The 24,271-nt window shown below is 72.8% G+C and carries 24 protein-coding genes; 8 read left to right on the forward strand and 16 right to left on the reverse strand.

Features of this window, described 5'->3' with window-relative positions:
• Window positions 1-59: 59 nt before the first annotated feature.
• Both htpX and AB0K17_RS03395 read left to right on the forward strand, forming a co-directional pair.
• Window positions 60-962, forward strand: coding sequence for a zinc metalloprotease HtpX (htpX, locus tag AB0K17_RS03390; RefSeq protein WP_365965049.1), 903 nt, complete (start codon window positions 60-62; stop codon window positions 960-962).
• A 54-nt stretch (window positions 963-1,016) separates the two neighbouring features.
• Window positions 1,017-1,601, forward strand: coding sequence for a hypothetical protein (locus AB0K17_RS03395; protein WP_365965050.1), 585 nt, complete (start codon window positions 1,017-1,019; stop codon window positions 1,599-1,601).
• Window positions 1,602-1,617: 16 nt separating this feature from the next.
• Here AB0K17_RS03395 and AB0K17_RS03400 read toward each other — a convergent pair whose 3' ends face one another.
• Window positions 1,618-2,178 carry a PadR family transcriptional regulator gene (locus tag AB0K17_RS03400; protein ID WP_365965051.1) on the reverse strand — a complete coding sequence of 187 codons (561 nt, stop codon included), beginning with the start codon at window positions 2,176-2,178 and terminating at the stop codon, window positions 1,618-1,620.
• Between the two features lie 98 nt (window positions 2,179-2,276).
• Here AB0K17_RS03400 and AB0K17_RS03405 point away from each other — a divergent pair, with 98 nt between their 5' ends.
• On the forward strand, window positions 2,277-2,831 hold the full coding sequence (locus AB0K17_RS03405; RefSeq protein ID WP_365965052.1) for a hypothetical protein: 555 nt from the start codon (window positions 2,277-2,279) through the stop codon (window positions 2,829-2,831).
• A gap of 174 nt (window positions 2,832-3,005) precedes the next feature.
• On the opposite strand, the gene AB0K17_RS03410 is transcribed toward AB0K17_RS03405, so the two are convergent.
• From AB0K17_RS03410 to AB0K17_RS03425, 4 genes are read right to left on the reverse strand one after another with little or no spacing between them, the layout of a single operon-like run.
• The gene (locus AB0K17_RS03410) at window positions 3,006-3,962 is read right to left on the reverse strand and encodes a MerR family transcriptional regulator (protein ID WP_365981944.1); all 957 of its coding nucleotides are present in this window, start codon (window positions 3,960-3,962) and stop codon (window positions 3,006-3,008) included.
• A 9-nt stretch (window positions 3,963-3,971) separates the two neighbouring features.
• Entirely contained in the window at window positions 3,972-4,874 is a 903-nt protein-coding gene (locus AB0K17_RS03415) for a metal-dependent hydrolase (protein ID WP_365981945.1), read from the reverse strand.
• A gap of 45 nt (window positions 4,875-4,919) precedes the next feature.
• A complete protein-coding gene (locus AB0K17_RS03420; protein ID WP_365981946.1) occupies window positions 4,920-6,728 on the reverse strand; it encodes an SDR family oxidoreductase in 1,809 nt (602 codons plus the stop codon).
• A complete protein-coding gene (locus AB0K17_RS03425) occupies window positions 6,725-7,567 on the reverse strand; it encodes a M24 family metallopeptidase (protein WP_365965056.1) in 843 nt (280 codons plus the stop codon). Before AB0K17_RS03425 ends, AB0K17_RS03420 begins: the two co-directional genes overlap by 4 nt.
• A gap of 240 nt (window positions 7,568-7,807) precedes the next feature.
• Between AB0K17_RS03425 and AB0K17_RS03430 the strand changes: the two genes are divergently transcribed.
• Genes AB0K17_RS03430 through AB0K17_RS03445 form a run of 4 tightly spaced genes read left to right on the forward strand, consistent with a single transcriptional unit; the run spans window position 7,808 to window position 11,328 of the window.
• Window positions 7,808-8,764, forward strand: coding sequence for an ABC transporter ATP-binding protein (locus AB0K17_RS03430; protein ID WP_365982047.1), 957 nt, complete (start codon window positions 7,808-7,810; stop codon window positions 8,762-8,764).
• Window positions 8,754-9,671 carry an ABC transporter permease subunit gene (locus tag AB0K17_RS03435; RefSeq protein WP_365981947.1) on the forward strand — a complete coding sequence of 306 codons (918 nt, stop codon included), beginning with the start codon at window positions 8,754-8,756 and terminating at the stop codon, window positions 9,669-9,671. The genes AB0K17_RS03430 and AB0K17_RS03435 overlap by 11 nt, the downstream gene beginning before the upstream one ends.
• Complete coding sequence (locus tag AB0K17_RS03440) at window positions 9,668-10,579, forward strand: ABC transporter ATP-binding protein (RefSeq protein WP_365965058.1); 912 nt, start codon at window positions 9,668-9,670, stop codon at window positions 10,577-10,579. The genes AB0K17_RS03435 and AB0K17_RS03440 overlap by 4 nt, the downstream gene beginning before the upstream one ends.
• A gap of 14 nt (window positions 10,580-10,593) precedes the next feature.
• Window positions 10,594-11,328 carry an ABC transporter permease subunit gene (locus AB0K17_RS03445; RefSeq protein ID WP_365981948.1) on the forward strand — a complete coding sequence of 245 codons (735 nt, stop codon included), beginning with the start codon at window positions 10,594-10,596 and terminating at the stop codon, window positions 11,326-11,328.
• Window positions 11,329-11,427: 99 nt separating this feature from the next.
• Here AB0K17_RS03445 and AB0K17_RS03450 read toward each other — a convergent pair whose 3' ends face one another.
• Together AB0K17_RS03450 and AB0K17_RS03455 are read right to left on the reverse strand one after the other, a co-directional pair.
• Complete coding sequence (locus AB0K17_RS03450) at window positions 11,428-12,702, reverse strand: MFS transporter (RefSeq protein WP_365981949.1); 1,275 nt, start codon at window positions 12,700-12,702, stop codon at window positions 11,428-11,430.
• 48 nt (window positions 12,703-12,750) lie between these two features.
• The gene (locus AB0K17_RS03455) at window positions 12,751-13,461 is read right to left on the reverse strand and encodes a FadR/GntR family transcriptional regulator (RefSeq protein WP_365981950.1); all 711 of its coding nucleotides are present in this window, start codon (window positions 13,459-13,461) and stop codon (window positions 12,751-12,753) included.
• A gap of 102 nt (window positions 13,462-13,563) precedes the next feature.
• Here AB0K17_RS03455 and AB0K17_RS03460 point away from each other — a divergent pair, with 102 nt between their 5' ends.
• The gene (locus AB0K17_RS03460) at window positions 13,564-14,283 is read left to right on the forward strand and encodes a rhomboid-like protein (protein WP_365965062.1); all 720 of its coding nucleotides are present in this window, start codon (window positions 13,564-13,566) and stop codon (window positions 14,281-14,283) included.
• Here the strand turns inward: AB0K17_RS03460 and AB0K17_RS03465 are convergent.
• The 9 genes from AB0K17_RS03465 to AB0K17_RS03505 form a co-directional block, all read right to left on the reverse strand.
• Complete coding sequence (locus AB0K17_RS03465) at window positions 14,231-15,043, reverse strand: HAD family hydrolase (protein WP_365981951.1); 813 nt, start codon at window positions 15,041-15,043, stop codon at window positions 14,231-14,233. The genes AB0K17_RS03460 and AB0K17_RS03465 overlap by 53 nt on opposite strands.
• Entirely contained in the window at window positions 15,040-16,317 is a 1,278-nt protein-coding gene (gene serS, locus AB0K17_RS03470; RefSeq protein ID WP_344433100.1) for a serine--tRNA ligase, read from the reverse strand. Before serS ends, AB0K17_RS03465 begins: the two co-directional genes overlap by 4 nt.
• A 563-nt stretch (window positions 16,318-16,880) precedes the next feature.
• Entirely contained in the window at window positions 16,881-17,828 is a 948-nt protein-coding gene (gene pheA / locus AB0K17_RS03475; protein WP_365965064.1) for a prephenate dehydratase, read from the reverse strand.
• Between the two features lie 282 nt (window positions 17,829-18,110).
• Window positions 18,111-19,436 carry an iron uptake transporter deferrochelatase/peroxidase subunit gene (efeB, locus tag AB0K17_RS03480; protein ID WP_365981952.1) on the reverse strand — a complete coding sequence of 442 codons (1,326 nt, stop codon included), beginning with the start codon at window positions 19,434-19,436 and terminating at the stop codon, window positions 18,111-18,113.
• The gene (locus tag AB0K17_RS03485) at window positions 19,436-21,301 is read right to left on the reverse strand and encodes a copper resistance protein CopC (RefSeq protein WP_365981953.1); all 1,866 of its coding nucleotides are present in this window, start codon (window positions 21,299-21,301) and stop codon (window positions 19,436-19,438) included. Before AB0K17_RS03485 ends, efeB begins: the two co-directional genes overlap by 1 nt.
• Before the next feature lie 7 nt (window positions 21,302-21,308).
• Entirely contained in the window at window positions 21,309-21,785 is a 477-nt protein-coding gene (locus tag AB0K17_RS03490) for a copper chaperone PCu(A)C (protein WP_365981954.1), read from the reverse strand.
• A complete protein-coding gene (locus AB0K17_RS03495) occupies window positions 21,785-22,441 on the reverse strand; it encodes an SCO family protein (protein WP_365965068.1) in 657 nt (218 codons plus the stop codon). The genes AB0K17_RS03490 and AB0K17_RS03495 overlap by 1 nt, the downstream gene beginning before the upstream one ends.
• Window positions 22,442-22,472: 31 nt before the next feature.
• Window positions 22,473-23,246 (reverse strand): YcnI family protein, encoded by a 774-nt coding sequence (locus AB0K17_RS03500; RefSeq protein WP_365981955.1) that lies wholly within the window; start codon window positions 23,244-23,246, stop codon window positions 22,473-22,475.
• Between the two features lie 107 nt (window positions 23,247-23,353).
• Window positions 23,354-24,157 (reverse strand): hypothetical protein, encoded by an 804-nt coding sequence (locus AB0K17_RS03505; RefSeq protein WP_365981956.1) that lies wholly within the window; start codon window positions 24,155-24,157, stop codon window positions 23,354-23,356.
• Between the last annotated feature and the right edge of the window lie 114 nt (window positions 24,158-24,271).

Consider the following 24,271-nt stretch of genomic DNA (forward strand, 5'->3'; position numbering starts at 1 on the left):
CGCGGGCCCCCAAGAGGGAGAATCGGGACGAAGGCTCCGTCGGGCCCTGGAGGTGCGCGGTGCGCGGATCCCGATTCGCCCCCGACCGGGGGCTGACCACCCGCATGGTCGGCACGATGTTCCTCATCGGCCTGCTGTACGTCGTCTTCGTCGGCGTGCTGGTGGCGCTGGTGCGCGGGTCCTGGCCGGTGGTCCTGGTGCTCGCGGGCGCGGTGTTCGTCGCCCAGTTCTGGTTCAGCGACCGGATCGCGGCCTTCGGCATGGGCGCCCGCGAGGTCACCCGCGAACAGGCGCCCGAGCTGCACGGCGCCGTCGACCGGCTGTGCGCGCTCGCCGACATGCCCAAACCCCGGGTGGCGATCGCCGACAGCGACGTGCCCAACGCCTTCGCCACCGGCCGCAACCAGCGCAACGCCGTCGTCTGCGCGACGACCGGACTGCTGCGCCGGCTGGAACCCGAGGAGCTCGAAGGCGTGCTCGCGCACGAGCTCTCCCACGTCGCCCACCGCGACGTGGCGGTCATGACCGTCGCCTCCTTCCTCGGCGTCCTGGCGGGGATCATCACCCGCATCGGACTGTGGGGCGGGCTGCGCCGGGCCGGCGGCCGCGACCAGAACACCGCCGTGCTCCTGGTGCTCATCCCGCTGATCAGCGCGGCCGTCTACGTGATCAGCTTCCTGCTGACCCGCATGCTCTCCCGCTACCGCGAACTGTCCGCCGACCGCGCCGCCGCCCTGCTCACCGGCCGTCCCTCGGCACTGGCGTCCGCGCTGACCAAGGTGACCGGGCAGATGGCCCGCATTCCCACCCGCGACCTGCGCCAGGCGGAGCCCTTCAACGCCTTCTACTTCGTCCCCGCCTTCTCCAAGGAGAGCCTGACCCGGCTGCTGGACTCCCACCCCTCCCTGGAACAGCGGCTCGACCAGCTCGGACGCATCGCGGCACAGCTGGGAGGCGCCTGATGGGGAGCGTCTGATGGGAGGCGTCTGAAGGGGGCACCTGATGGGAGGCGTCTGATGGGCTGGTGGGACGCGATCCTCGGCCGCAGCCGGCAGGTGGGGCCGGATCTCGACCGGCTGTTCGCCCTGCCCTCCGCCGCCGTCACCCTGCAGGCGGGGGCCGGGTTCATGCCGACCGGGCTGGCGTCGGTGTGCTTCGCCAGTGTCGAGGGCGGGGCGTTCGACCGGATCCGGCGCGAGGTGGGGGAGCTGCTGGACACCGATGTGGCACGCGGCGGCGTGCCCGTGGAGTTCAGCCGGGACGCCTACGGCTACACCTGGCTGCTCGCCCGGCAGCCCCCCGAGGACACCGCCGCCCTGGTGAGCGACCTGCACGCGGTGAACACCCTGCTCCAGGACGGCGGATTCGGACCCCAACTGCTGTGCTCGCTCATGGCGTTCGCGGACGGCGACCGGCGGCCGCTCGCCCTCGTCTACCTCTACAAGCGCGGTACGTTCTATCCCTTCGCGCCGCTGCCCGCGGCTCACGACAAGCGGGACAACGCCCTGGAACTGCAGGTCAGGGCGTTGCTGGCGGACGATCTGCGGATCGAGGAGGACCTGGGGCGCTGGTTCCCGGTGTGGGGGGCGCCGGGGCTGTGAGCAGCCGGCTTTTCCGTCAGGAGTCCTCCGCTTCCGGCCGGGTGGATCTCTCCTGCTGGATGCGCTCCTCGACCTGCGCGGCCGCCCAGCGGGCCCACTCCTCGTACATCGCGGTGAAGCGCAGGCCGTACTCCAGGGCCAGGCGGCCGTTGACGGCCAGCGAGCCGTCGCTCCAGTCGACGGAACGTTCCAGCTCCCGCATGCCCGCGTGCTGCCGGGCGACGCGCTCGGCCTCGCCGGTGAGGTAGGCGACGGCCTCCAGGGGGGTGAGGAGGTCGAGGAAGAAGACCCGCAGCATCGCCTCGCTGCGGCGGCTCCGCTCGGGGGCCGTCTCGGTCAGCCAGCGGCGCAGCTCGGCGCGGCCGGCCCCGGTGATGGCGTACTCCTTGCGGCCGCGCGGGCCCTCGGACACCACTTCGAGCAGGTCGGCCTTGGCGAGCTTGCCCAGCTCGCCGTAGACCTGGCTCTGCGTGGCCGGCCAGGCGTTGCCGAGCGTGGTCTCGAACCGCTTCATCAGGTCGTATCCGCTGGCCGGCTGCTCGGCCAGGAGGCCGAGCATGGCGTGTCTCAGGCTCATGGCTCCCACCTTACCTTCCACAGTTGACATGTGGGCGATGGATCTTCTAACTTCGACATGTCAACATTGGAATGTCAGTGAGGGATCGAGGAGATCCGGTGAACTACCTGCGCGGCTTCATTCCCTGGATCGCCTTTGCGGTCGTCTCGTCGGCCGGCTGGCAGTGGGGTGCGGTCACCGGCCTGGTGGCGGCGCTGGCGCTGCTGGTCTCGGAGCGCCGGTCGGGCACGGAGCGCGAGGCGCTGGTGCTGGAGGGCAGCACCGCCGTCTTCTTCGCGGCCCTGACGGCCGTGGCCTTCGCCCTGCCGCACAGCGGGCTGCGGCACTACGGCGGGGGCCTGTCGCTCGGCTGGCTCGCCGTCACCGCCTGGGCGACGCTCCTGGTGGGCCGGCCCTTCACCACCGGCATAGCCAAGCGCCAGGCGCCGCGCGAGGTGTGGGACCACCCCGGCTTCCGCCGGATCAACATGGTCCTCACGGCGGCCTGGGCGGCCTCGTTCACCGTCACCGCGGCGGCGCTGGCGGGGGTCGCCGCCGCGGGGCTCGGCAGTTCCGTCTCGATACCGGTGCAGGTGGCCGGGTTCATGGCGCCGGCCATGTTCACGGCGCGCTACCCGGAGCGGGTCAGGGCCCGGATGGAACAGGGCGCCTAGGGCACCCCGTAGGGGCGCGGGGCGGTGTCGATCTGCGGCTGCCGCCGCGCGGGCGCGACAAGCCACGACGCGCCCGCAGTCGACCCTCGGGGGTGGCGTGTCAGCTGCGGGCCGTCGCCGGCCGCGGGGCGCGACAAGCCACGACGTGCCCGCAGAAGACCCGCCGGCCACGGCCTAACCCGCCTCCGGGCCCGCACGCCGGATGCTCTCGTCCTCCAACGGGGGTGGGACGAGCGCATCCAGCGTGCGGGCCCGGACCTCCCGCTCGGCCGCCGCGGCGATGAAGGCGGCGGTGTTCGCGGGCCCGGCCAGGGCCCGCACGGCGCGCACGGTCGCGGCCGGCAGCGGCACCGGCTCGGGGGGATCGTCCGTGGGGGGCGTGCAGGGCGGTGGGGCCAGGTGGCGGCGCAGGTGGCTGACGGCCAGCTCCCGCATGGCGCGGGCCAGTTCGGCGTCCACACTCTGCTGGGCCAGCGGGCGCAGCCGGCGTACCAGGTCGGCGGCCTCGGCGGCCTTCTCGTCGGCGAGCGGCTGGTCGAGATAGGGGCGGAAGACGTGCTCGGTGGTGAACTCCAGGAAGCGGGAGGCGATGTGTTCGACCTGGGTCCGCAGTTCGCGCAGATGGCCGGAGATCGCGGCAAGGGGCACCCCTGCGGCGTGCAGCTCGACGGCGACGGCGAGTTGCCGGGGGCTGGGCACCAGGAACTCCTCGCCGGACTCCTCGTCCGAGGACGGCAGCCGGACGAGGACGCCGAGGTCCACCGCTTCCCGGACGGCTTCGTCGTCCTGCTCCCCGCCGAAGGCCGCGGCGAGCTCGGCGCGGCCGATCCGGCCCGGCTCCTCGTCGCTCCAGGGCCCCTCGGTCTCGGTGACCAGGCCCAGTACCCCGCCCAGGCCCCGCCCGGTGTCCCAGGCGTCCAGCAGTTCCTTGATGCTGGCCAGGGTGTAGCCGCGCTCCAGCAGCTCCGCGATCTGGTGCAACCGGGCCAGGTGGGCCTCGCCGTAGACGTTGGCGCGGCCGTCCCGCCGCGGCCTGGGCAGCAGGCCGCGGTCCTGGTAGGCGCGGATCGTGCGGACCGTGGTGCCGCTGTGGTGGGCCAGGTCCTCGATGCGGTATTCCGCTTCCGGCACGGCGACTCCCTACGAGGCGGCGGCGCGGCCCACCGCACCCGCGGCGGCCCGGGCGGCGGGCGAGGAGGTGAGGTAGGCGATGGCTCGTTGCATCGATCCCTCCTGGGAGGGGTGGTAGGAGCGCCGCAGGTAGCGGGGCACGGCCGAGCCCAGTTCGCGCCAGGAGGGCAGCAGGCCCTTGGAGATGGCCCGGTTGTGCTGGGCGAGGGTGTAGCGCAGCCGGCCGGTGAGCCAGGGGTCGTTGCGGATGAGGTAGGCCGCGCCCCGGCCCCACAGGTAGAACAGTGTGGGTGCGGTGATCGTCATGCCGAGCACCCGCCGGGCGTAGCGGCCGGGGTCCTCGCCGCCGCAGTGCTCGTACATGTCGAAGGCCACGGAGCGGTGTTCGACCTCCTCCGCGCCGTGCCAGCGCAGCAGGTCCAGCATCACCGGGTCCGGCTCGGCCGCGTCCACGGCTTCCGTGCGCAGTACCCAGTCGCCCAGCACCGCCGTGAACTGCTCGATCGCCGCGATCACCGCAAGCCGGAAGCGCAGCCATTCGCGGGGGGTGAGGGGCAGGCCGAAGGGGGGTCTCTCGCCGAGCAGCACGTCGAAGAGGAAGTCCACGTGCCGGGTGTAGGGGGTGGTGTCCAGGCCTTGTTCGGCGAGGTGCTGCAGCACGTAGGAGTGCTGGACGCTGTGGGTGGACTCCTGGCCCATGAAGCCCTTGACGTCCTTGCGCAGCGCCTCGTCCGTGACCAGGGGCAGGGCTTCCTTGAAGACCTTGACGAACCACCGTTCTCCGGCGGGCAGCAGCAGGTGCAGCACGTTGACCACGTGCGTGGCTGTGGGTTCGTCCGGTATCCAGTGCAGCGGGGTCTCGCGCCAGTCGAAGGACACGCGGCGCGGGGCTATGCGGTGGCCGTGCTTCATGCGGGAGTTCCTCCAGGTCCTCTGCCGGGTCCTCGTCCGGTCCGGCTACAGCGGGGGATCGATCCGCGCGAGGGCTCGCCGCAGCCGCGGGGTGAAGCGGGAGAGCAACCGCAGGACGTGTGCCTCGGGGGCCACCGGCACCACGGCGGCGTTGCCGGCCACCGCCCGCAGGATCGCGGCGGCCACCTTCTCGGGCGGGTAGTTGCGCCGGGCGTACAGCCGCCCGGCCCGCTCCCTGCGGCGGCGCTGCTCCTCCTCGCCGACGCCCACGAAGGAAGTGCTGCCGGTGATCGGCGTATTGACGATGCCGGGGCACACGGCGGTGACCCCGATGCCCTTGCCGGCGAGCTCGGCGCGCAGGCACTCGCTGAGCATCAGCACGGCGGCCTTGGAGGCGCTGTAGGCCGGCAGGCCGCGCGTGGGCTGGAAGGCGGCTGCCGACGCGGTGTTGACGATGTGCCCGCCCTGGCCCCGCTCGGCCATCTGCCGGCCGAAGACGCGGCACCCGTGGACGACGCCGCCCACGTTGACGTCCCAGATCCGGCGCCATTCCTCGGCGGTGGTGTCCAGGAAGGTGCCGGCCAGGCCGATGCCGGCGTTGTTGACCAGCACGTCCACCACGCCGTGCTCGCCCGCGACCTTGGCCGCCAGTTTCTCCATGGCCTGCTCGTCGGAGACGTCGCAGCACTCGGCCCAGGCGCCGCGTGCCCCGGTCAGCCGAGCCAGCTCGGCGGTGCGGGCGGCCCCGGCGGCGTCCCGGTCGACCGCGATCACGCGGGCGCCGGCCTCCGCGAAGGCCAGCGCGGTGGCCCGCCCGATGCCGCTCGCCGCGCCCGTGACCAGCACCAGCTGCCCGCCGAACCGGTCGGCGTACGGGCCGGTGCCCGCCGGCACCCGGGCGGGCACGCCCTCGGCCGGTGCGTCCTCCTGGGCGGTGACGAAGTCGGTGATCCAGGAGGCCAGCAGGTCGGGCCGGGTGCGCGGCACCCAGTGCCGGGCCGCCACCGTGCGGCGCACCAGGCGGGGCGCCCACCGCTCCAGGTCGTCGTAGAGCCGTTCGGAGAGGTAGATGTCGCCGGTGGGCACGATCAGCTGGACGGGCACGTGGGCGTGGGCGTCCGGGCGGGGGCGCAGCATCCGGGCCCATACATTGTCCCGGTACAGCCAGGCGCCGTGGGCGCCGTCGCCCCGCACGGAGGCGGTGGGGTAGCCGGGGTCGGCGTCCGGCGGCAGTGTCTCCAGCCGGCCCAGCATCCGTGGCCAGCGCCGGCCCAGCGGACCGCGCCAGGCGGCTTCGGGCAGTGCGGGCAGGTGCAGGGCCCCCACGTACCAGGAGCGGCTGCCCTGGCCGAGGAGGTGGGCGAGGCGGCGCGGGGTGGGGCGGGCGAGCCGTTCCTTGATCCAGTGCCCGAAGTGGTCCAGGGACGGTCCCGAGATCGAGGTGAAGGAGGCCAGGCGGCCCTCGGTCGCCGCCACGGTGGCGAACTCCCAGCCCTGCACCGACCCCCAGTCGTGCCCGACCAGGTGCACCGGCCGGCCGGGGCTGACCGCGTCGGCGACGGCCAGGAAGTCGTCGGTGAGTTTCTCCAGGGTGAAGCCGCCGCGCAGCGGGACGGGCGCACTGGAGCGGCCGTGGCCGCGCACGTCGTACAGCACGACGTGGAAGCGGTCCCGCAGCCGGGCGGCCACCTCGGCCCAGATCTCCTTGGAATCGGGGTAGCCGTGCAGCAGCACCACCGTGGGGCGGTCCGCCTCGCCGAGCTCGGCGACGCACAGCGCGATCCCGCCCGTGCGGACCGTGCGCTCGCGCGCGCCCTCGATTCCCCTGCCGTCCCCTGTGCCGTCCCCGCTCATGCGGCCGCTCCCTCCCTCTTCACCCGCCGCACGTGCGGCAGGTCGTCGTCCAGCCAGAAAGCGCTCTCCTCGGGGTCCCGGGAGTCGGTGACCACCAGGAGCTCCTCGAACTTCGCGCCCGTCCCCCGGAAGCCGAGATGAGGCTCCACCGCCCACAGGCCCGGCCGCGGCGGGTGGTCGGAGGAGCGGCGCGGGCTCCACAGCGGCGACCAGCCCTCCCGGTGGCCGCGCAGGGCGTCCGCCGCCAGCCCCTTGAGCGCCTGCGTGCCGAAGCCGAGGACCTGTGGCGAGAAGCGGCGCTGCGGCACCCGGCCCACCTTGTGGGCGATCACGCCGAAGGGGTAGGCGCGGTGCCGGTTGACGTGGCCCTGGCGGACCATGAGCCGCTCGACGTCCTCGTAGATCTCCCGCAGCGGCCGGCGTTCGCGCACCTCGCGCAGGATCAGCTCGCGGTGCTCGGCCAGGTCGTCCATGAGCCGGTCGTGCAGAAGGTTCGCACCCAGGCAGCCCGAGTAGCCGATGTCCGCGGTGAAGCCGTCCAGCACCGGTGCCATGTCGAGGATGAACGGCATCCCCGGCTCCAGCCGGCGGCCCGTGGGGAAGAACTGCAGCGGCACCCGGAAGCCGGTGAAGGCCGTCCGGTCGCCGAACCACGCGAAGGGCAGGTGGAACCAGTCCCGCACCCCGCGCCCGTACAGCCACTCCCGCTGCATCCGGGCGGCCTCGCGCTCGGTCACCCCCGGTCGCAGCCGCGCGGCCACCGCCTCCGCACACGCGTACGCCAGGCGCTGCACCCGGCGGAAGCCCTCCAGCTCCGCCGTGCCCACCGCATCCGTCATGCCGTCGTCCTCCGCCCAAGACCGAAGCCGTGCACGCACGTTGACACCGATGAATGTGACAATGACCGGCGGCCACGTCAAGGGTCGTGCACGGACCGGGCGCCCGCGCCCGCCCCCGTCACCCGTACGGGAATGTCAGACCGGAGGAGTAGGCGGATCCAGCCGTCTGGTCTGACGCCCGGCGGCGGGCGCGGCACTACCGTCGAAGGCGTGACTGTGATCGCCACCGAAAGCCTCACCATGCGGTACCCACGGGTGACCGCCCTGGACCGGCTCTCCCTCGACATCACCCCCGGTGTCACCGGTCTGGTGGGTGCCAACGGAGCCGGCAAGTCCACGCTCATCAAGATCCTGCTCGGGCTGATGCCGGCCACCGAGGGCCGGGCCGAGGTCCTGGGCCTGGACGTCGCCACCCAGGGCGGCAGCATCCGCGAGCGCGTCGGGTACATGCCCGAGCACGACTGCCTGCCGCCCGACGTCTCGGCCACCGAGTTCGTCGTGCACATGGCGCGGATGTCCGGGCTGCCGCCCACCGCCGCGCGCGAGCGCACCGCGGACACCCTGCGCCACGTCGGCCTGTACGAGGAGCGCTACCGCCCCATGGGCGGCTACTCCACGGGCATGAAGCAGCGGGTCAAGCTGGCCCAGGCGCTCGTGCACGACCCGCGCCTGGTGCTGCTCGACGAGCCCACCAACGGCCTCGACCCGGTCGGCCGGGACGAGATGCTGGCGCTGATCCGCCGCGTCCACACCGACTTCGGCATCTCGGTGCTGGTCACCTCGCACCTGCTCGGCGAGCTGGAGCGCACCTGCGACCACGTCGTCGTCATCGACGGCGGCCGGCTGCTGCGCTCCTCCTCCACCGAGGACTTCACCCAGGACACCGGCTCCCTCGCCGTCGAGGTCACCGACACCGACGCCTGCCCCGACGGCACCGCGGCCCTGCTCGCGGCGCTGACCGACGCGGGCCTGACGGCCCGGCCCGCCGGCCGGTCGGCCGACGGCTCCCCGGCGCCCGGCCGGGTGCTGCTGGTCGACGTGGCGGGCGAGGAGACGTACGACGTGGTGCGCGACGCCGTCGCCGGGCTGGGCGTGGGCCTGGTCCGCATGGAGCAGCGCCGCCACCGCATCGCGGAGGTCTTCCGCGACGAGCAACCGCACGAGCTGGACAAGGGAGGCGCCGGCCATGCCGCATGACGCCCCGACCACCGGCGGGCCCGCGCGCGGCGCCCACCCGGACGTCATCCACAACATCGGCTACCGCCCCTACGAGGGGGCCCGCCTCGGCCGGGCCTACGCCCGCCGCTCGCTGTTCTCGCAGAGCCTGCGCGGCGCCTACGGCCTGGGCCGCTCGGCGCGCTCCAAGGTCCTGCCGATGATCCTCTTCGGTGTGATGTGCCTGCCCGCCGCCATCGTGGTGGCCGTGGCCGTCAGCACCAAGATGCACAGCCTGCCCATGCAGTACACGCGCTACGCGCTCTACGTGCAGGCCGTCATCGGGCTGTACCTGGCTGCGCAGGCGCCCCAGGCGGTCTCGCGCGACCTGCGCTTCAAGACGGTTCCGCTGTACTTCTCCCGCCCGATCGAGCGCGTGGACTACGTCGTCGCGAAGTTCGCGGCGATGGCGTCGGCGCTGTTCGTCCTCACCGCGGTGCCCCTGGTGATCCTCTACGTCGGCGCCCTGCTGGCCAAGATGGACTTCGCCGACCAGACGAAGGGCTTCGCACAAGGACTGGTCTCCGTGGCTCTGCTCTCGCTCCTCTTCGCCGGCATCGGCCTGGTGGTCGCCGCCCTCACGCCCCGCCGCGGGTTCGGAGTGGCTGCCGTCATCGCCGTCCTGACGATCTCCTACGGCGCGGTCAGCACCGTCCAGGGCATCGCGCTCACCACCGACCACACCGACGTGATCCCCTGGCTCGGGCTGTTCTCGCCGATCACCCTGGTCGACGGCGTCCAGACGGCGTTCCTGTCGGCCACCAGCACCTTCCCCGGTGGCCACGGGCCGGGCACCGCGGCCGGCGTCGTCTACCTGGGCGTCCTGCTGGCCGTCGTCGCCGGCTGCTACGCACTCCTGATGCGCCGATACCGGAGGGCCGGGCTGTGACCACGATCCGCCTCGACAACGTCTCCCGCTGGTTCGGCAACGTGGTGGCGGTCAACGACATCACCATGACCGTCGGCCCCGGCGTCACCGGACTGCTGGGCCCCAACGGTGCCGGCAAGTCCACCCTCATCAACATGATGGGCGGCTTCCTCGCCCCCTCCACCGGCACCGTCACCCTCGACGGCGACGTCATCTGGCGCAACGAGCAGGTCTACCGCCACATCGGGGTCGTCCCCGAGCGCGAGGCGATGTACGACTTCCTCACCGGGCGCGAATTCGTCCTGGCCAACGCCGAGCTGCACGGTCTCGGTGCCAAGGAGGCCCAGCGGGCCCTGGCCACGGTCGAGATGGAGTACGCCCAGGACCGCAGGATCGCCACGTACAGCAAGGGCATGCGCCAGCGCGTGAAGATGGCCTCCGCCCTCGTGCACGAGCCCTCCGTGCTGCTGCTGGACGAGCCGTTCAACGGCATGGACCCGCGCCAGCGCATGCAGCTGATGGACCTGCTGCGCGCCATGGGCGCCGAAGGCCGCACCGTGCTGTTCTCCTCCCACATCCTGGAGGAGGTCGAGCAACTGGCCGCGCACATCGAGGTCGTCGTCGCCGGCCGGCACGCCGCCTCCGGCGACTTCCGCAAGATCCGTCGTCTGATGACCGACCGCCCCCACCGCTACCTCGTGCGCTCCAGCGACGACCGGGCCCTGGCCGCGGCGCTCATCGCCGACCCCTCGACCTCCGGCATCGACGTCGACGTCCAGGAGGGCGCCCTGCGCGTCCAGGCCGCCGACTTCGGCCGGTTCACCGAGATCCTGCCGCAGCTCGCCCGGGCCCACGGCATCCGGCTCCTGACCGTCACGCCCTCCGACGAGTCCCTGGAATCGGTCTTCTCCTACCTCGTCGCGGCCTGAAAGGAGGCGCCTCGATGTCCACCGTGTCGCTCTACCACCCGACCGTCGCCCGGCTCACCTACCGGGGTCTCCTGGGCCGCCGCCGGGCGGTCGTGCTCTTCGCCCTGCCCGCCCTGCTGCTCGTGCTCTCCGCCGCCGTCCGCGCCTTCACCGGCGCCGACGACGACACGGCCGTCAACGTCCTCGGCGGCTTCGCGCTCGCCACGATGGTGCCGCTCGTCGGCGTCGTCGCCGGCACCGGCGCGATCGGCCCGGAGATCGACGACGGCTCCGTCGTCTACCTCCTGGCCAAGCCGGTGCCGCGCACGACCGTCGTCCTGACCAAGCTCGTCGTGGCGATCGGCGTGAGCATCGCCTTCACGGCGCTGCCCACGCTGCTGGCCGGCTTCCTGCTCAACGGCAACAGCCAGCAGATCGCCGTGGCCTACGCGGCCGCCGCCGCGGCCGCCTCGGTGGCCTACAGTGCCCTGTTCCTGCTGCTGGGCGTCGTGACCCGGCACGCGGTCGTCGCCGGACTGGTGTACGCGCTGGTGTGGGAGTCGCTGTTCGGCAACCTCATCCCCGGGGCGCGCACGCTCAGCGTCCAGCAGTGGGCCCTGTCCCTGGCCCAGCGCATAGGCGCGGACGGCGTCATCACCTCGGACGTCCGCCTCCCGGTGGCGGTGACCCTGCTGGCGGTCGTGACGGTGGCGGCAACGACGTACGCGGTCCACCGCATGAAGTCCCTGACCCTGGCAGGCGAGGAGTAGACACGGGCGGTCTGCTGGTCCTCCATCGCCGGACGGGCTGACACCGTCAGCCCGTCCGGCGATGGAGGACACCGGGCACAGCCCGCCGCAGGCGCTGCGTCAGATCTTCCGGTTCCGCCCGGCTCCCAGGCCGAGGAACAGCAGCGCACAGCAAGCGCCGAGCAGAAGTGCGATCGGCAGCGCCCAGCTGTCGGTCGCCCCGTACACCCACCCGATCGCGAACGGCCCCACCGACGCCAGCAGGTAGCCCCACGTCTGGGCCATGCCCGACAGCCGGGCCGCTGTGTGCGCGTCGCGTGTCCGCAGCACCATGAAGGTGAGGGCGAGTCCGAGCAGTCCGCCCTGGGCCACGCCCATGAGCGTGGCCCATACCCACGCCCCGGCGACCGGGGCGGTGAGCAGGCCCGTCAGCCCCGCGGCCAGCAGCGCGACGACGCCGACGGCGAGCAGCCGCTGGTCGCGCATGCGTCCGGCGAGCAGGGGCACGAAGAAGGAGCCGGCCATCTGCGTGAGGGTGTAGAAGGCGTAGACGATGCCGGCCTGGCTCTTGCTCATGCCGTGGTCGGTGAAGATCGTCGGCATCCAGGCGATGCACACGTAGGCCACCAGCGACTGGGTGCCCATCATCAGCGTGACCTGCCAGGCCAGCGGGGAGCGGCTCAGGCGGGGGCCGGCCGCCGTGGGGGCCGAGGTGGTACCCGGCCCGTTCCCGCGGCCGGCGCGGCGTACGAGCACGGCCTGCGGCAGCCAGAGGACGGCAGCCACGGCGGCGAGGACGGCCCATGAGGCGAGGGAGCCCTGCCAGCCGCCGAGGGCGTCCTCCAGCGGTACGGCGGAGGCGGCCGCACCGGTGGCGCCGAGGATCAACGTGGTGGAGTACAGGGCGGTCATGCCTGCCGCGCGGTCGGGGAAGTCCCGCTTGACCAGGCCGGGCATCAGGACGTTGAGCAGGGCGATGGCGGTGCCGACGAGGGCGCAGCCGACGAAGAGCGCGACGACCGGCGGGGTGACGCGCAGCAGGATGCCGCCGCACAGCAGGGCGAGGGCCGCGCACAGGACGGTCTCGGTGCCCCAGCGCCGGGCGAGGCGGGGGGCGGCGATGGAGCCGAGGCCCATGAAGACCAGCGGGATGGTGGTGACCAGGCTGGAGGTGGCGGCGGTGAGGTGGAAGTGGTCGCCGATCTCGCTCATGAGCGGGGAGACACCGGCGAGTGCGGCGCGCATGTTGAGCGAGGCCAGGACGATGCCGGTGAGGACGAACGCGGGGTGGGCGAGCAGCCGGCGCCGCGCGGCGGCCACGGGGGGCGCGGGGGCGATGTGGTCCTCGGCGTCCTCGGCGTCGATCAGGGGGGTGCCGGGCCTCGGCTCGGGCATGGGGGTGCCTCCAGGGGTGGTGCGAAAGGAAGTCCGGAAGAGGGCGGCTCAGTCCTCGGCGAGCAGCGCTTCGACGGCCTGTTTGGGTCGTTCGAGGAGCGTGCGGGCGGCGCGCCCGGCGGCCTCGGGGTCGCCGGAGGCGATGGCCTCCATCAGGGCGTGGTGGTCGCCGTGGACGACGCGCGGCATGTCGCGGTCGCCGAGGAAGGTGACCAGTGCCTCGCGCACCGAGCTGCTGAACCAGGCGTACGTCGCGGTCAGCGCGGGGTTGTGCGCGGCTTCGACCACGGCCCGGTGGAAGGCGACGTCGTGGTCGGCGTACAGCTCCAGGTTGCCGGAGTCGGGCTGGCCCTCGGGGTCTTCGTAGGCGGTCTGGGCATCGAGGGCGGCGCGCATGCGTTCGATGTCGGTGCTCTCGTGCCGCAGTGCGGCGAGGCGGGCGGCCTCGGTCTCCAGGGCGATGCGCAGTTCGAGGACGTCGCGGATGCCGGCGCGCTGCAGGCCGCGGACGATGTCGGCGGGGTCGGCGGTGGAGACGACGAAGGTTCCTTCGCCCTGGCGCGAGCGGAGCATGCCGGCGTGGACGAGCACGCGTACGGCCTCGCGGACGGTGTTGCGCCCGACCTGCAGTTGTTCGGCGAGGGCGTGCTCGGTGGGGATCCGCTCGCCGACGCGCCATTCGCCGGCGGCGACCTGGGCGCGCAGCTGTTCCACGACGGTGTCCACGAGGGACTGGCGTCCCGCCGCTCGCAGGGCCATCGGTGTCCTTCCGAAGAGTGAGCATTCAACCGCTGAGCATTCAACCGGTTGCCCAGTCATCCTACAACTGCGCCTCACAGGTGGCGCCGCTACCGTCGAAGGGTGAACCTCCCCGCGAACCCCGACGCCGTCCGCGCCGGGATCCGCACCTGGATCCGCACCTCGCCGGGCACCCACATCTGGCTGCTGATCATCGGCATCACCAGCCTGGTCATCGCGTCGGCCAGCGAGGGCCTGGAGGCGTTCCTGCTGCACCGCACCAGCAGCAACATCCACGAGCTGAACAAGCACCCGCTGCAGTCCCTGCTGATCAGCGGCTTCTGGATCGAGAGCCCGTCGTCGTTCCTGCTCTACGCCGCCCTCTTCGAGATCGTCCACGCCAACGTCGAGCGCTGGATCGGCAGCCTGCGCTGGCTGGTCACGGTCGCCGCCGCGCACATCGCGGCCACGCTGATCAGCCAGGAGGTGCTGCTGCTGGCGATCCGGAGCCATTCGGCGCCGCGCTCGATGAAGCACGTTGTCGACATAGGCGTCTCGTACGGCCTCGCCGGTGCCGTGGGCGTCCTCGCCTACCGCGTCCCGCGGCCCTGGCGCTGGGCCTACCTGGTGGGGGCGGTGGCGTTCTTCGGCGTACCGCTGCTGACCGGCGGGACGTTCACGGACGTGGGGCACGCGATCGCGCTGGCCATCGGGCTGGGGTGCCGGCCGCTGACGCGCGGACGGCCGCCGTGGTCCTGGGACGGACCCACGACGGCTGTACGGGCGGTGCTCAGTCGAACAGACGCTCAAGGACGAGGGCGATCCCGTCCTCGTCGTTCGTGACGGTGACCTCGTCGGCCACGGCCAGCAGCTCCGGGTGGGCGTTCGCCATGGCCACGCCGTGCCCGGCCCAGCCGAACATCGGCACGTCGTTGGGCATGTCGCCGAAGGCGATCGTCGCCGCGGCCGGCACGCCCAGGCGGCGCGCGGCCAGGGACAGGCCGGTGGCCTTGCTCAGGCCCAGCGGCAGCAGCTCGACGATGCCGGAGCCCGCCATCGTCACGCCCACCAGGCCGCCCGCGGCACAGCGGGCGGCCTCGGCGAGGGCGTCGTCGTCCAGGTCGGGGTGCTGGAGGTAGAGCTTGTTCAGCGGCGCCGCCCACAGCTCGGCCGCGTCGGTGATCGGCACGGTGGGCAGCGGGCCCTCCTGGACGCGGTAGCCGGGAGTGACCAGGAGGTCGCCCTCCAGGCCCTCGCGGCTGGCCGCCAGGTGGAGCGGACCGGTCTCCGCCTCGATCTTGGCGACGGCCAGCGCGGCCAGCTGCCGGTCGAGGGTCACCGAGGTCAGCAGCCGGTGCTCACCGGCGTGGTAGACCTGCGCGCCCTGGCCGCAGACGGCCAGGCCCCGGTAGTCCAGCGCGTCGAGGATGTGCCGGGTCCAGGCGACGGACCGGCCGGTGACGACGAGGTGCGCCGCACCGGCCGCCGTGGCCCGTGCCAGGGCGGCGCGGGTGCGCTCCGAGACGGTCTCGTCGGAGCGCAGCAGCGTCCCGTCGAGATCGGTCGCGATGAGTCGGTACGGCAGCTCGGGTGAGTTGCTCACTTACCGACCGGCTCCAGGAGCTCACGGCCGCCCAGGTACGGGCGCAGGACCTCGGGCACGCGCACCGAGCCGTCGGCCTGCTGGTGGTTCTCCAGGATCGCCACGATGGTGCGCGGCACGGCGCACAGGGTGCCGTTGAGCGTGGCCAGCGGGCGGACGTTCTTGCCCTCGCGCATGCGGACGGACAGGCGGCGCGCCTGGAACTCGTCGCAGTTGGAGGTCGAGGTCAGCTCGCGGTACTTGCCCTGGGTCGGGATCCACGCCTCGCAGTCGAACTTGCGCGAGGCGGAGGCGCCCAGGTCGCCGGTGGCGGTGTCGATGACCTGGAACGGCAGCTCCAGGCTCGTCAGCCACTGCTTCTCCCACTCCAGCAGGCGCGCGTGCTCCGCCTCGGCGTCCTCCGGCGCGATGTACGAGAACATCTCGACCTTGTCGAACTGGTGGACGCGGAAGATGCCGCGGGTGTCCTTGCCGTACGTGCCGGCCTCGCGGCGGAAGCAGGGCGAGAAGCCCGCGTACCGCAGCGGCAGCTTGTCGGCCTCGATGATCTCGTCCATGTGGTACGCAGCGAGCGGGACCTCGGACGTGCCGACCAGGTAGAAGTCGTCCTTCTCCAGGTGGTAGACGTCCTGCGCGGCCTGGCCGAGGAAGCCCGTGCCCTCCATGGCGCGCGGCTTGACCAGCGCCGGGGTGAGCATCGGGGTGAAGCCGGCGGCGGTGGCCTGCGCGATGGCGGCGTTGACGAGGGCGAGCTCCAGGAGCGCGCCGACGCCGGTCAGGTAGTAGAAGCGCGAGCCGGAGACCTTGGCGCCGCGCTCGACGTCGATGGCGCCCAGCGCCTGGCCGAGCTCCAGGTGGTCCTTGGGCTCGAAGCCCTCGGCGGCGAAGTCGCGGGGCGTGCCGACGGTCTCCAGGACGACGAAGTCGTCCTCGCCGCCGCGCGGCACGTCGGGGTGGACGAGGTTGCCGATCTGCAGCAGCAGGCGCTGGGCCTCGGCCGCGGCCTCGTCCTGCTCGGCGTCGGCGGCCTTGACGGCGGCGGACAGCTCGGCGGCCTTCTGCAGCAGGGCGGCCTTCTCGTCGCCGGTGGCCTTGGGGATCTGCTTGCCGAGCGCCTTCTGCTCGGAGCGCAGCTCGTCGAAGCGGACGCCGGACGACCTGCGCCGCTCGTCGGCGGAGAGCAGTGCGTCGACGAGGTCGACGTCCTCTCCACGGGCGCGCTGGGACGCGCGCACTCGGTCGGGGTCCTCACGGAGCAGGCGAAGGTCAATCACCCCTCCAGGCTACCGTCGTGGGCCGCCGCCGCTCGACGCGATATTCCTTTTGGTGGCGATTTGCCCGAATCAAGTCGCGTGAATGAACGGTATTCGGGGGAGGCGGAAAAACGCCTGTGGCTTGTGTGCGGCATGGTGACGGTACACGCCGGAATTCCCGGAAAGATGCCCACCGTGGGCCGCCGCTGCGTTGTCCACAGGAACATGTGGTTCCACTTCATTGTCCACAGGGTGTGCGGGAAATCTGTGGATGTCGGAATCAAGCCTTCCGGCTCTTCCGTCATTCATCAGGGTTTCCTCGTGTAAACCTCTGTGCGCCACTCTTTGGGGTGGCGTTGCCTCCCCCTAAAGGGTTGTTCGAGGCATTTCGGTGGACCAGGGGCTGGAGATCACCGGAAAGAGGGGCTGTGGACGAACGGCGTGACCCCTCGGAGTGATTTGTCGAGCGGTGACCGTTTCGTACGGATTTCCCGGGCTCTCGATCTGTCGACTTATCCCCAGGTCGAGAAGTACCTGTGGATAACTCTGTGGGCAACCGCGGTTCGGGCCCGGGGGCCCGGGGCTCAGATACGCCCGTCCTGGCAGCGCGCCAGCCACTCGGCCGCCGCCACGAAGTCACCGTCCGACGTGCCCGCCCGGGGCGGCACCACGGCGCCCGACAGCTCGTCCGGGTCGACACCCGCACGCGGGTACGAACCCAGGAAGCGTACCTTCGCGCACGTCCGCTTCAACCCCATCAGGGCCTCCGCCACCCGGCGGTCGGTGATGTGGCCCTCACAGTCGACGGAGAAGCAGTAGCGGCCCATGCCCTCGCCCGTCGGACGCGACTCGATCCGCATGAGGTTCACCCCGCGCACCGCGAACTCCTGCAAGTACTCCAGCAGGGCGCCCGGATGGTCGTCGCGCTGCCACATCACCAGCGACGTGCGGTCCGCCCCCGTCCGCGCCGCCGGCCGCGCCGGACGGCCCACCAGCACGAAGCGGGTCTGCGCGTTCTGCGCGTCGTGGATGCCCGTCACCAGCGGCTCCAGTGCGTACGTCGCCGCCGCGAACTCCCCCGCGAACGCGGCGTCGTAGCGGCCCTCGCGCACCAGCCGCGCACCGTCCGCGTTGGACGCGGACGACTCCCACACCGCATCCGGCAGGTGCGCCGCGAGCCACTTGCGCACCTGCGGCTGCGCGACCGGGTGACCGGTGACCGTCTTGATGTCCTCCATGCGGGTGCCGGGGCGCACCAGCAGCGCGAAGGCGATCTCCAGCAGCACCTCGCGGTAGATCATCAGCGGTTCGCCGGTGGCGAGTTCGTCGAGGGTGGCGGTGACGCCGCCCTCGACGGAGTTCTCGATCGGCACGAGCGCGGCGGCCGCGTCCCCGCCGCGGACGGCGTCGAGCGCGGCGGGCACGGAGACCATGGGCACGAGCTCACGGGTCGCGGCCTCGGGCAGCGTGCGCAGCGCGGCCTCGGTGAAGGTCCCCTCGGGCCCGAGGTACGTATAACGAGTGGCCGGCATCACGCGGTTCTCCTCCGGAGGGGTGCGCTCAATTTCGCGGTGCCCACGATAGCCGCGGCGTTGCGCCACCACGGCGCCCCTACGGGGCACTAGGGCGTGTCCGGCGGATCGTCGTCACGTGCCACCACGGCGCCCCGTAGGGGCGCGGGGAACTGCGCGACAAGCCACGACGTGCCCGCAGTCGGCCCCTCGGGGGTGGTGTGTCAGCTGCGGGCCGTCGCTGGCCGATCGCGCAGTTCCCCGCGCCCCTTACGGGGCACTGCATGATTCGCCGGACACGCCCTAACCCTCCAGCAGGCGCTGCCCCACGTACTCGCCCTCCGCACACCCACCCGGCACCGCGAACAGCCCACTCGCCTCGTGGCTGAGGAAGCGGGACAGCCCGTCCCCGCGGTCCAGCTTCCGCTGCACCGGCACGAACCCCTTCATCGGGTCCGCCTGCCATGCGATGAACAGCAGTCCCGCGTCCGGCGCCCCGTCGTCGCGGAAGCCGTCGTGGTAGGAGAAGGGCCGCCGCAGCATCGCCGCGCCGCGGTTCGAGGCCGGCGAGGCCACGCGGATGTGCGCGTCGCCGGCGATGGCGAGGGCTCCGTCGGGGCCGACCTTCTGCAGGTCGGCCGGTGTCGTCTCGGAGCCGCCGGACAGCGGCGCGCCGTCGGACTTGCGGCGGCCGATGATCCGTTCCTGCCGTTCCAGCGACAGGTGGTCCCAGCTGTCGAGCAGCATCCGGATGCGCCGGACGACGGCGTAGGAGCCGCCGGCCATCCACGCCTCCGCCGCGCCGCCGCTCGCGTCGCGGCCGTCCGGTACGAAGACGTGCTTGTCGAAGGCGGGGTCCGTCGGCTTGGGGTTGTTGGTGCCGTCGATCTGTCCCATGAGGTTGCGCCCGGTCATGGGGTGGGACGTGGCGCCCGGTGTGCGGTTGAAGCCGGTCATCTGCCAGCGCAGGCGCGCGGTCTCGCCGGCCTTGCGCTGCAGGAGCCGCAGGGCGTGGAAGGCGACGAGGGCGTCGTCGGAGCCGATCTGGATCCACAGGTCGCCGTCGCTGCGCTTGGGGTCGAGCGCGTCGGCGCTGAAGGACGGCAGCGGTTCGAGCGCCGCGGGGCGGCGGTCGGTCAGCCCGGTGCGGTCGAAGAAGCTGTGGCCGAAGCCGAAGGTGACGGTCAGGGCCGAGGGGCCGGCGTCCAGGGCGATGCCCAGGTCGTCGTCGCGCGGGGTCTCGCCGGACATCAGGTCGGCGGCCGTGGCGGACCAGCGGCGCAGCAGGGCCGCGGCGGCCTTGCTGCCGCTGCCGGGGGCGAGGTCGAAGGCGACCAGGTGGGCGTGGGCCTGGGCCGGCTGGACGATGCCGGTCTGGTGGGTGCCGTGGAAGGGGTACTTGGTCGCCCCGATCGAGGTGAGGGGGTCGGGTCTGCCCCCGACCGCCTGGGCGCCGGCGGCGCCGGCTCCGGCGCCCACGACGAGGGCGCCGGCGCCGACGGCTCCGGCGGTGCCCAGCAGCCGGCGCCGCGAGACGGCGGCGGGTCCGGCGGCGGTTCCGGCGGCGGGGGGCTCGGAGGACGGACCGGAGGGGGAGCCGGCGGTCTTGGTACCAGTCGTGTCAGCCATCAGGTGATCTTCACGTTCTCGATCTCGGTGACCTGGTCGATGTCCGAGGTCCTTACGGTCAGGGACAGCTGCCAGTCGCCGGCCATGGGCACCCGGAATCCGGTGGCCCGCCACTGTCCGGTGGACTGACGTTCGAGCGTGGTGCGCAGGGGACCGATCCGTTTCGCCTTCTCGGTCAAGGACAGTGTCAGCTCGGGAACGTCCACACGGCGGCCGGAGTCGTCCGTCAGGGTGACGGTCACGGTGGTGGCCCCGGCGCGGGCCGGGTCCAGGGTGACCACGGCCGTGCCGCGGCCGCCCTTGCCACCGGTGTCGTAGGGGATGCGCACCTCGGCCGGCGCGGCGGTCGCCTGCCCGGATGCCGGCCGGCCCGTGGCCCGCCGGGCCTCGGCCTCCGCCCGTCCGGGCTGAGTGCTCGTCAGGAGCGTGGTGACGGCGAGCAGGACGGCGGCCACGGCGGCCTCGGCCAGCACCGCGCGCCGCAGTCCGGTGCGCGTCGCGTCGGCGTCGCGCACCCGCCGCCCGGCGGCCTTCTCCTGCGCCGCGCGCTGCCGGGCGAGCTGGGCGGCCCGTACCGGATCGGCGGACGGTGCCGGCGCGGCCGGCCGCGCCGGCGTCCGCCGTGCGGTGGTGCTGCCGTCCGTCAGGCGCCCGGTCCAGCGGCGCGACACGGCGGCCAGGGTCACCATGACGACCACTAGTCCAACTTTGACCAGCAGGGTGCGTCCGTAGGAGGTGCCGGTCAGCGCACCGAAGGAGCCCAGCTGCCGCCACGACTGGTAGACGCCGGTCGCCACCAGGACGCACACCGAGACGAAGGCGGCGCGGGAGAAGCGCAGTACCGCCGTCCGCCCGACCGCCGCTCCCGACCACAGCGCGGCCAGCAGGGCGGCGAGCCCGCCCAGCCACACGGCCACGCCCAACAGGTGCACCACGTCGACCGGCATGGCCAGCCACGCCTGTACGCCTGCCGAGGCGTGCTCGGCCAGGGCCCACGTCGCCGCGAGGCCCGAGGCCACGACGGCACCGCCGGCGCCCAGCCCGTACGCGACGGCCCGGCCGCGCTCGACGGGGCCGTCCTCGCGCGCGAAGCTGCCGAACAGTACGGCGAGGAACACCGCCGCCGCGCTCAGCAGCAGCAGGCGCGACAGCAGCGCCACGCCCGGTTTCGTCGCCAGGACGCCGGTCAGCAGCGTCAGGTCGGCGACCGACCCCAGTCCCTTGCCACCGGTGTACGCGCCCCGCAGCAGCAACAGCGCGGTCGTCGAGGCGAACAGCGCGACCCAGCCGCCGACCGCGACACGCTGCACGGCCCGCGAGGCACCGCACAGTCCGGCGAACACGCAGCCGCCCACGAGCAGCACGAAGCCGCCGTACGCCGCATAGCGGCCGATGCCGTAGAAGGCGGAGACCGCCGCGTCGGTGTGCTGCGCCACCGAGTCCACGGACACCGTGGTCGCCGACGGCGCGCCGACCGAGAAGGTGAAGGCGCCGGCCACCGGGTGGCTGTCCGCCGAGACGGCTTGCCACGCCACGGTGTACGTACCGTCGGCGAGCTGCCCGCGCAGGGCGACGACCGCCGTCTCGGAGCGGCCGTCCGCGTGGTGGGGCGCTCCTTCGTCGACGCGCCCGCCCCGCGGGTCGAGGACCCGTACCGAGTCCGCGCCCAGCAGCACGCCCTCCGAGAAGGTGAGCGTGACCTGGCGGGGCGCGGTGGCCGCCACCGACCCGTCGGCCGGGTCGGTGGCGGTCAGCGCGGCGTGCGCCGAGGCGGGGGTCGCGCCGAGGGTCAGGGTGCACAGCAGCGCGGCGAGCAGGGCGCCGAGCAGCGCCCCGGCCCGCCGGGCCGTACCCGTCCTGCTCATCGTCGCGTCAGCCCGCCGGACGGTACGACGTGCTCTGCACCGGCACCTCGACGGTGATCGGCGCGGAGTCCGCGAAGTGCAGCGTGAACTTCACCTTCTCGCCCACCTGCGGCTTGTGGCCGAGCTTGCCGAGCATCAGGTGGGTGCCGCCGCGCGCGAGCGCGAGCTTGCCCTTGGCGGGCACCTGCAGCTGCGGGGCGTGCTTCATCTGCGAGCCCTCGGTGGTGTGCAGGGTGATGTCCGACGAGAGCGGGCTGGTGACCTTGGTCAGCGTGTCGGCCTTGCCGCCGTCGTTCTCGACGGTGAAGTAGGCGGCGGCCATGTCGTCCATCGCCGGCTGCGGCATGTAGGCGCCGCTGACGGACAGCTCCGCCTTGTTGGAGGACAGCGCGTCCTTCTCCGACTGGCAGCCGGTGACCATCAGCAGGGCGCCGGCGACGACCAGCGGCAGGGCGGCGGCGGTCAGGACGGTGCTCTTGCGCATCACGGGTTCTCCCCCTTGACGATCTTCGGGAGATCCTTGGCGTACTGCTCGGACGTGGTGGACGTGGTGTAGATCCAGTGACCGGCGTCGTCCTTCGGCGAGAAGCCGACGACCTCGGCGCCGTGGCTGACGGTCACCGAGCCGTCCTTCTCCTTCTTCGGCTTCTCCACGAGGATGCCCAGCGGCTTGGCCGCCGCCTGGATCGTGTCGAAGTCGCCGGTCAGGCCGACGATGTCCTGCCCGCCCTGGGCGTCGAGCCACGTGCGCATCCGCTCGGGGGTGTCGCGCTCGGGGTCGGTGGTGACGAAGACGACCTGCAGCCGGTCCTGATCGGCCTTGGACAGCTTCTTCTCCGCGGCCGCGACGTCGGAGATCACCGTCGAGCAGACGTCGGGGCAGTAGGTGTAGCCGAAGTAGAGCAGGACCGGGCGGCCCTTGGTCTCCTTGACCAGCTCGTACTTCTTGCCGGAGGTGTCGCTCAGCACGAGGTCGGGCTTGGCCTTCGGCGTGTCCAGGGTGATCGCCCCGGTCTTCTGCGGCTCGGCGGAGACGTCCGCGGCGGGCTTGTCGCCGCCGTCGCCGGATCCGCCGCCGCAGGCGGTGAGGGTGAGCGCGGCCGCCACGGCGAGGGCCGCGCCCAGGAGCTTGGTGCGCATGGGTGCTTCTCCAGGAGTCGGTGCTGCTCGGTCAGGCAGCGGTGCGACGGCGCCCGGCCAGCACGCCGAAGGCCACACCGGCCGCGCCGACGACGATGCCGGCGATGCCCAGGGCGCGGGCGGTGCCGTCGCTCGCGTCCTTGTCGCCCTTGTCGTCGCCGGCCGCCTCGGCGGTGACGCCGCCCTTCGCGCCGTCCTTCTTGTCGGACTTGTCGCCGTCCTTGCCGTCGTGCGAGTGGCCGCCCGCCGCGCCGGCCGTGCCCTTGGCCACGAGCTTGAGGACCGGTGCCGGGTGCTCGGGCTCCTCGCCGCCCGGCTTGGACGGGTCGATCCAGCGCACGACGTCGTCGTCGGAGTAGGTCTGCAGCGCCTTGAAGACCAGTTCGTCGGCGTCGGTGGGCAGCTGGCCGACCGACAGCGGGAACTGCTGGAACTGCCCCGGCTCGATCTTGCCGCCGGTCCAGGTGACCTTGCTGACGGCCTCGTCGATGGTCTTGCCGTGCATCTGCAGCGGCTTGTCGAGCTTGGTCTTCTCCACCTTCACCTCCCAGCCCGGCACGGCCTGCGGCATCACCGAGGCCAGCGGGTGCTTGGGGTCGAGGCTGAGCTCGAGCTTGACCGTGGAGGCGTTGTCCTTCTCGTTGGGCACCTTGATGTTGATGGTGCTGTAGCCGCCCTTCTCGGCGGTGCCCGGCTGCACGCTGACATGGGCGAAGGCGGGGCCGGAGAGCAGCAGCAGGCTGCCGGCGGCCAGGCCGGCGACAAGGGAGGTGCGGGCGGCGAGCAAACGACGGGACGCGGTCATGGGAGGACTCCGATCGATGGCAGGAGGGAAGAAGAGGGGTGGCGCGCGTGCGGCGACGGCGCGAACGGCCCCTTTCCCGCCCTGCGGGCGGCGGTGCGTCGCGTCGGTCAGGCCGCGAGGGCGCAGGCCGGCGGTCCCCGCCTGATCACGAAGTGCTGGAGCTCCGGTTCCCGGGCCGGACGCTCGTCGTCGGCCGTGCTCCGGCGCCGTACGACGACGGGGGCCTGCAGAGCCCGTACGCGTACGCGCACCAGCGCCAGGGCGGCACGCAGGGCACCGAACAGCGCGGCCGCGGCCAGCTGGCGGGCGGGGCCGGCGGACAGGCGCACCAGGCGCCACAGGGCCGCTTCGCCGCGCCGCAGCAGCCAGCCCAGGGCGACGGCGGCCAGCAGGTGGCCCAACACCATCGGCAGCGAGGGCAGCAGGGCGTGCGCGAGCGAGGCGTGGCCGGCGCCGGGCGCGGCCGTGCCGCCGGCGGGTGCGGCCATCGCCGGGTGCACCGCGGGGTCGAGACCGGCGTCGGTCACGACGCGCCGTGCCTCGGCCGCGGACAGCGGCCGCTGGTCGCACAAAAGCTGCCCGGCGAAGTCGATGAGACGGCCCTCGTGTCCGTCCCGCCCGGGGACGGGCATCGCGCCCGCGCGGGCCTGGCCGAGTCCGAAGAGGGCGTGCAGCGCGAGCTGGCCGACGGCCAGCGCGGCCGCGATGCCCGGCAGCGAGCGTTCCCGCCCGGCCAGCGGCGCGGCCACCGCGAAGACCAGCACGCAACCCGCGGCCAGGGTCCACAGCGGTACCCCGGCGCAGGACGCCAGCACGTGCCCGCCCGCGGACAGCACGACACAGACCGCGGTGAACACCGCGGCCCGGATCAGTCGCAGATCGGCGCCGGCGCGCGCGACGGGTTGAGGCATGGCTGCGCCATCATCCCACCGCCGCCGGACGATCTAGAAGCAGGGTGCCCGGCCTGCGCACGGGTCCCGCGCGCTTCCATGGCCACTCCCTTACACGACTTCACCCACTCGGCG

It is taken from the genome of Streptomyces sp. NPDC049585, assembly GCF_040675615.1.
In the GTDB taxonomy this organism is placed as follows: domain Bacteria; phylum Actinomycetota; class Actinomycetes; order Streptomycetales; family Streptomycetaceae; genus Streptomyces; species Streptomyces luteosporeus.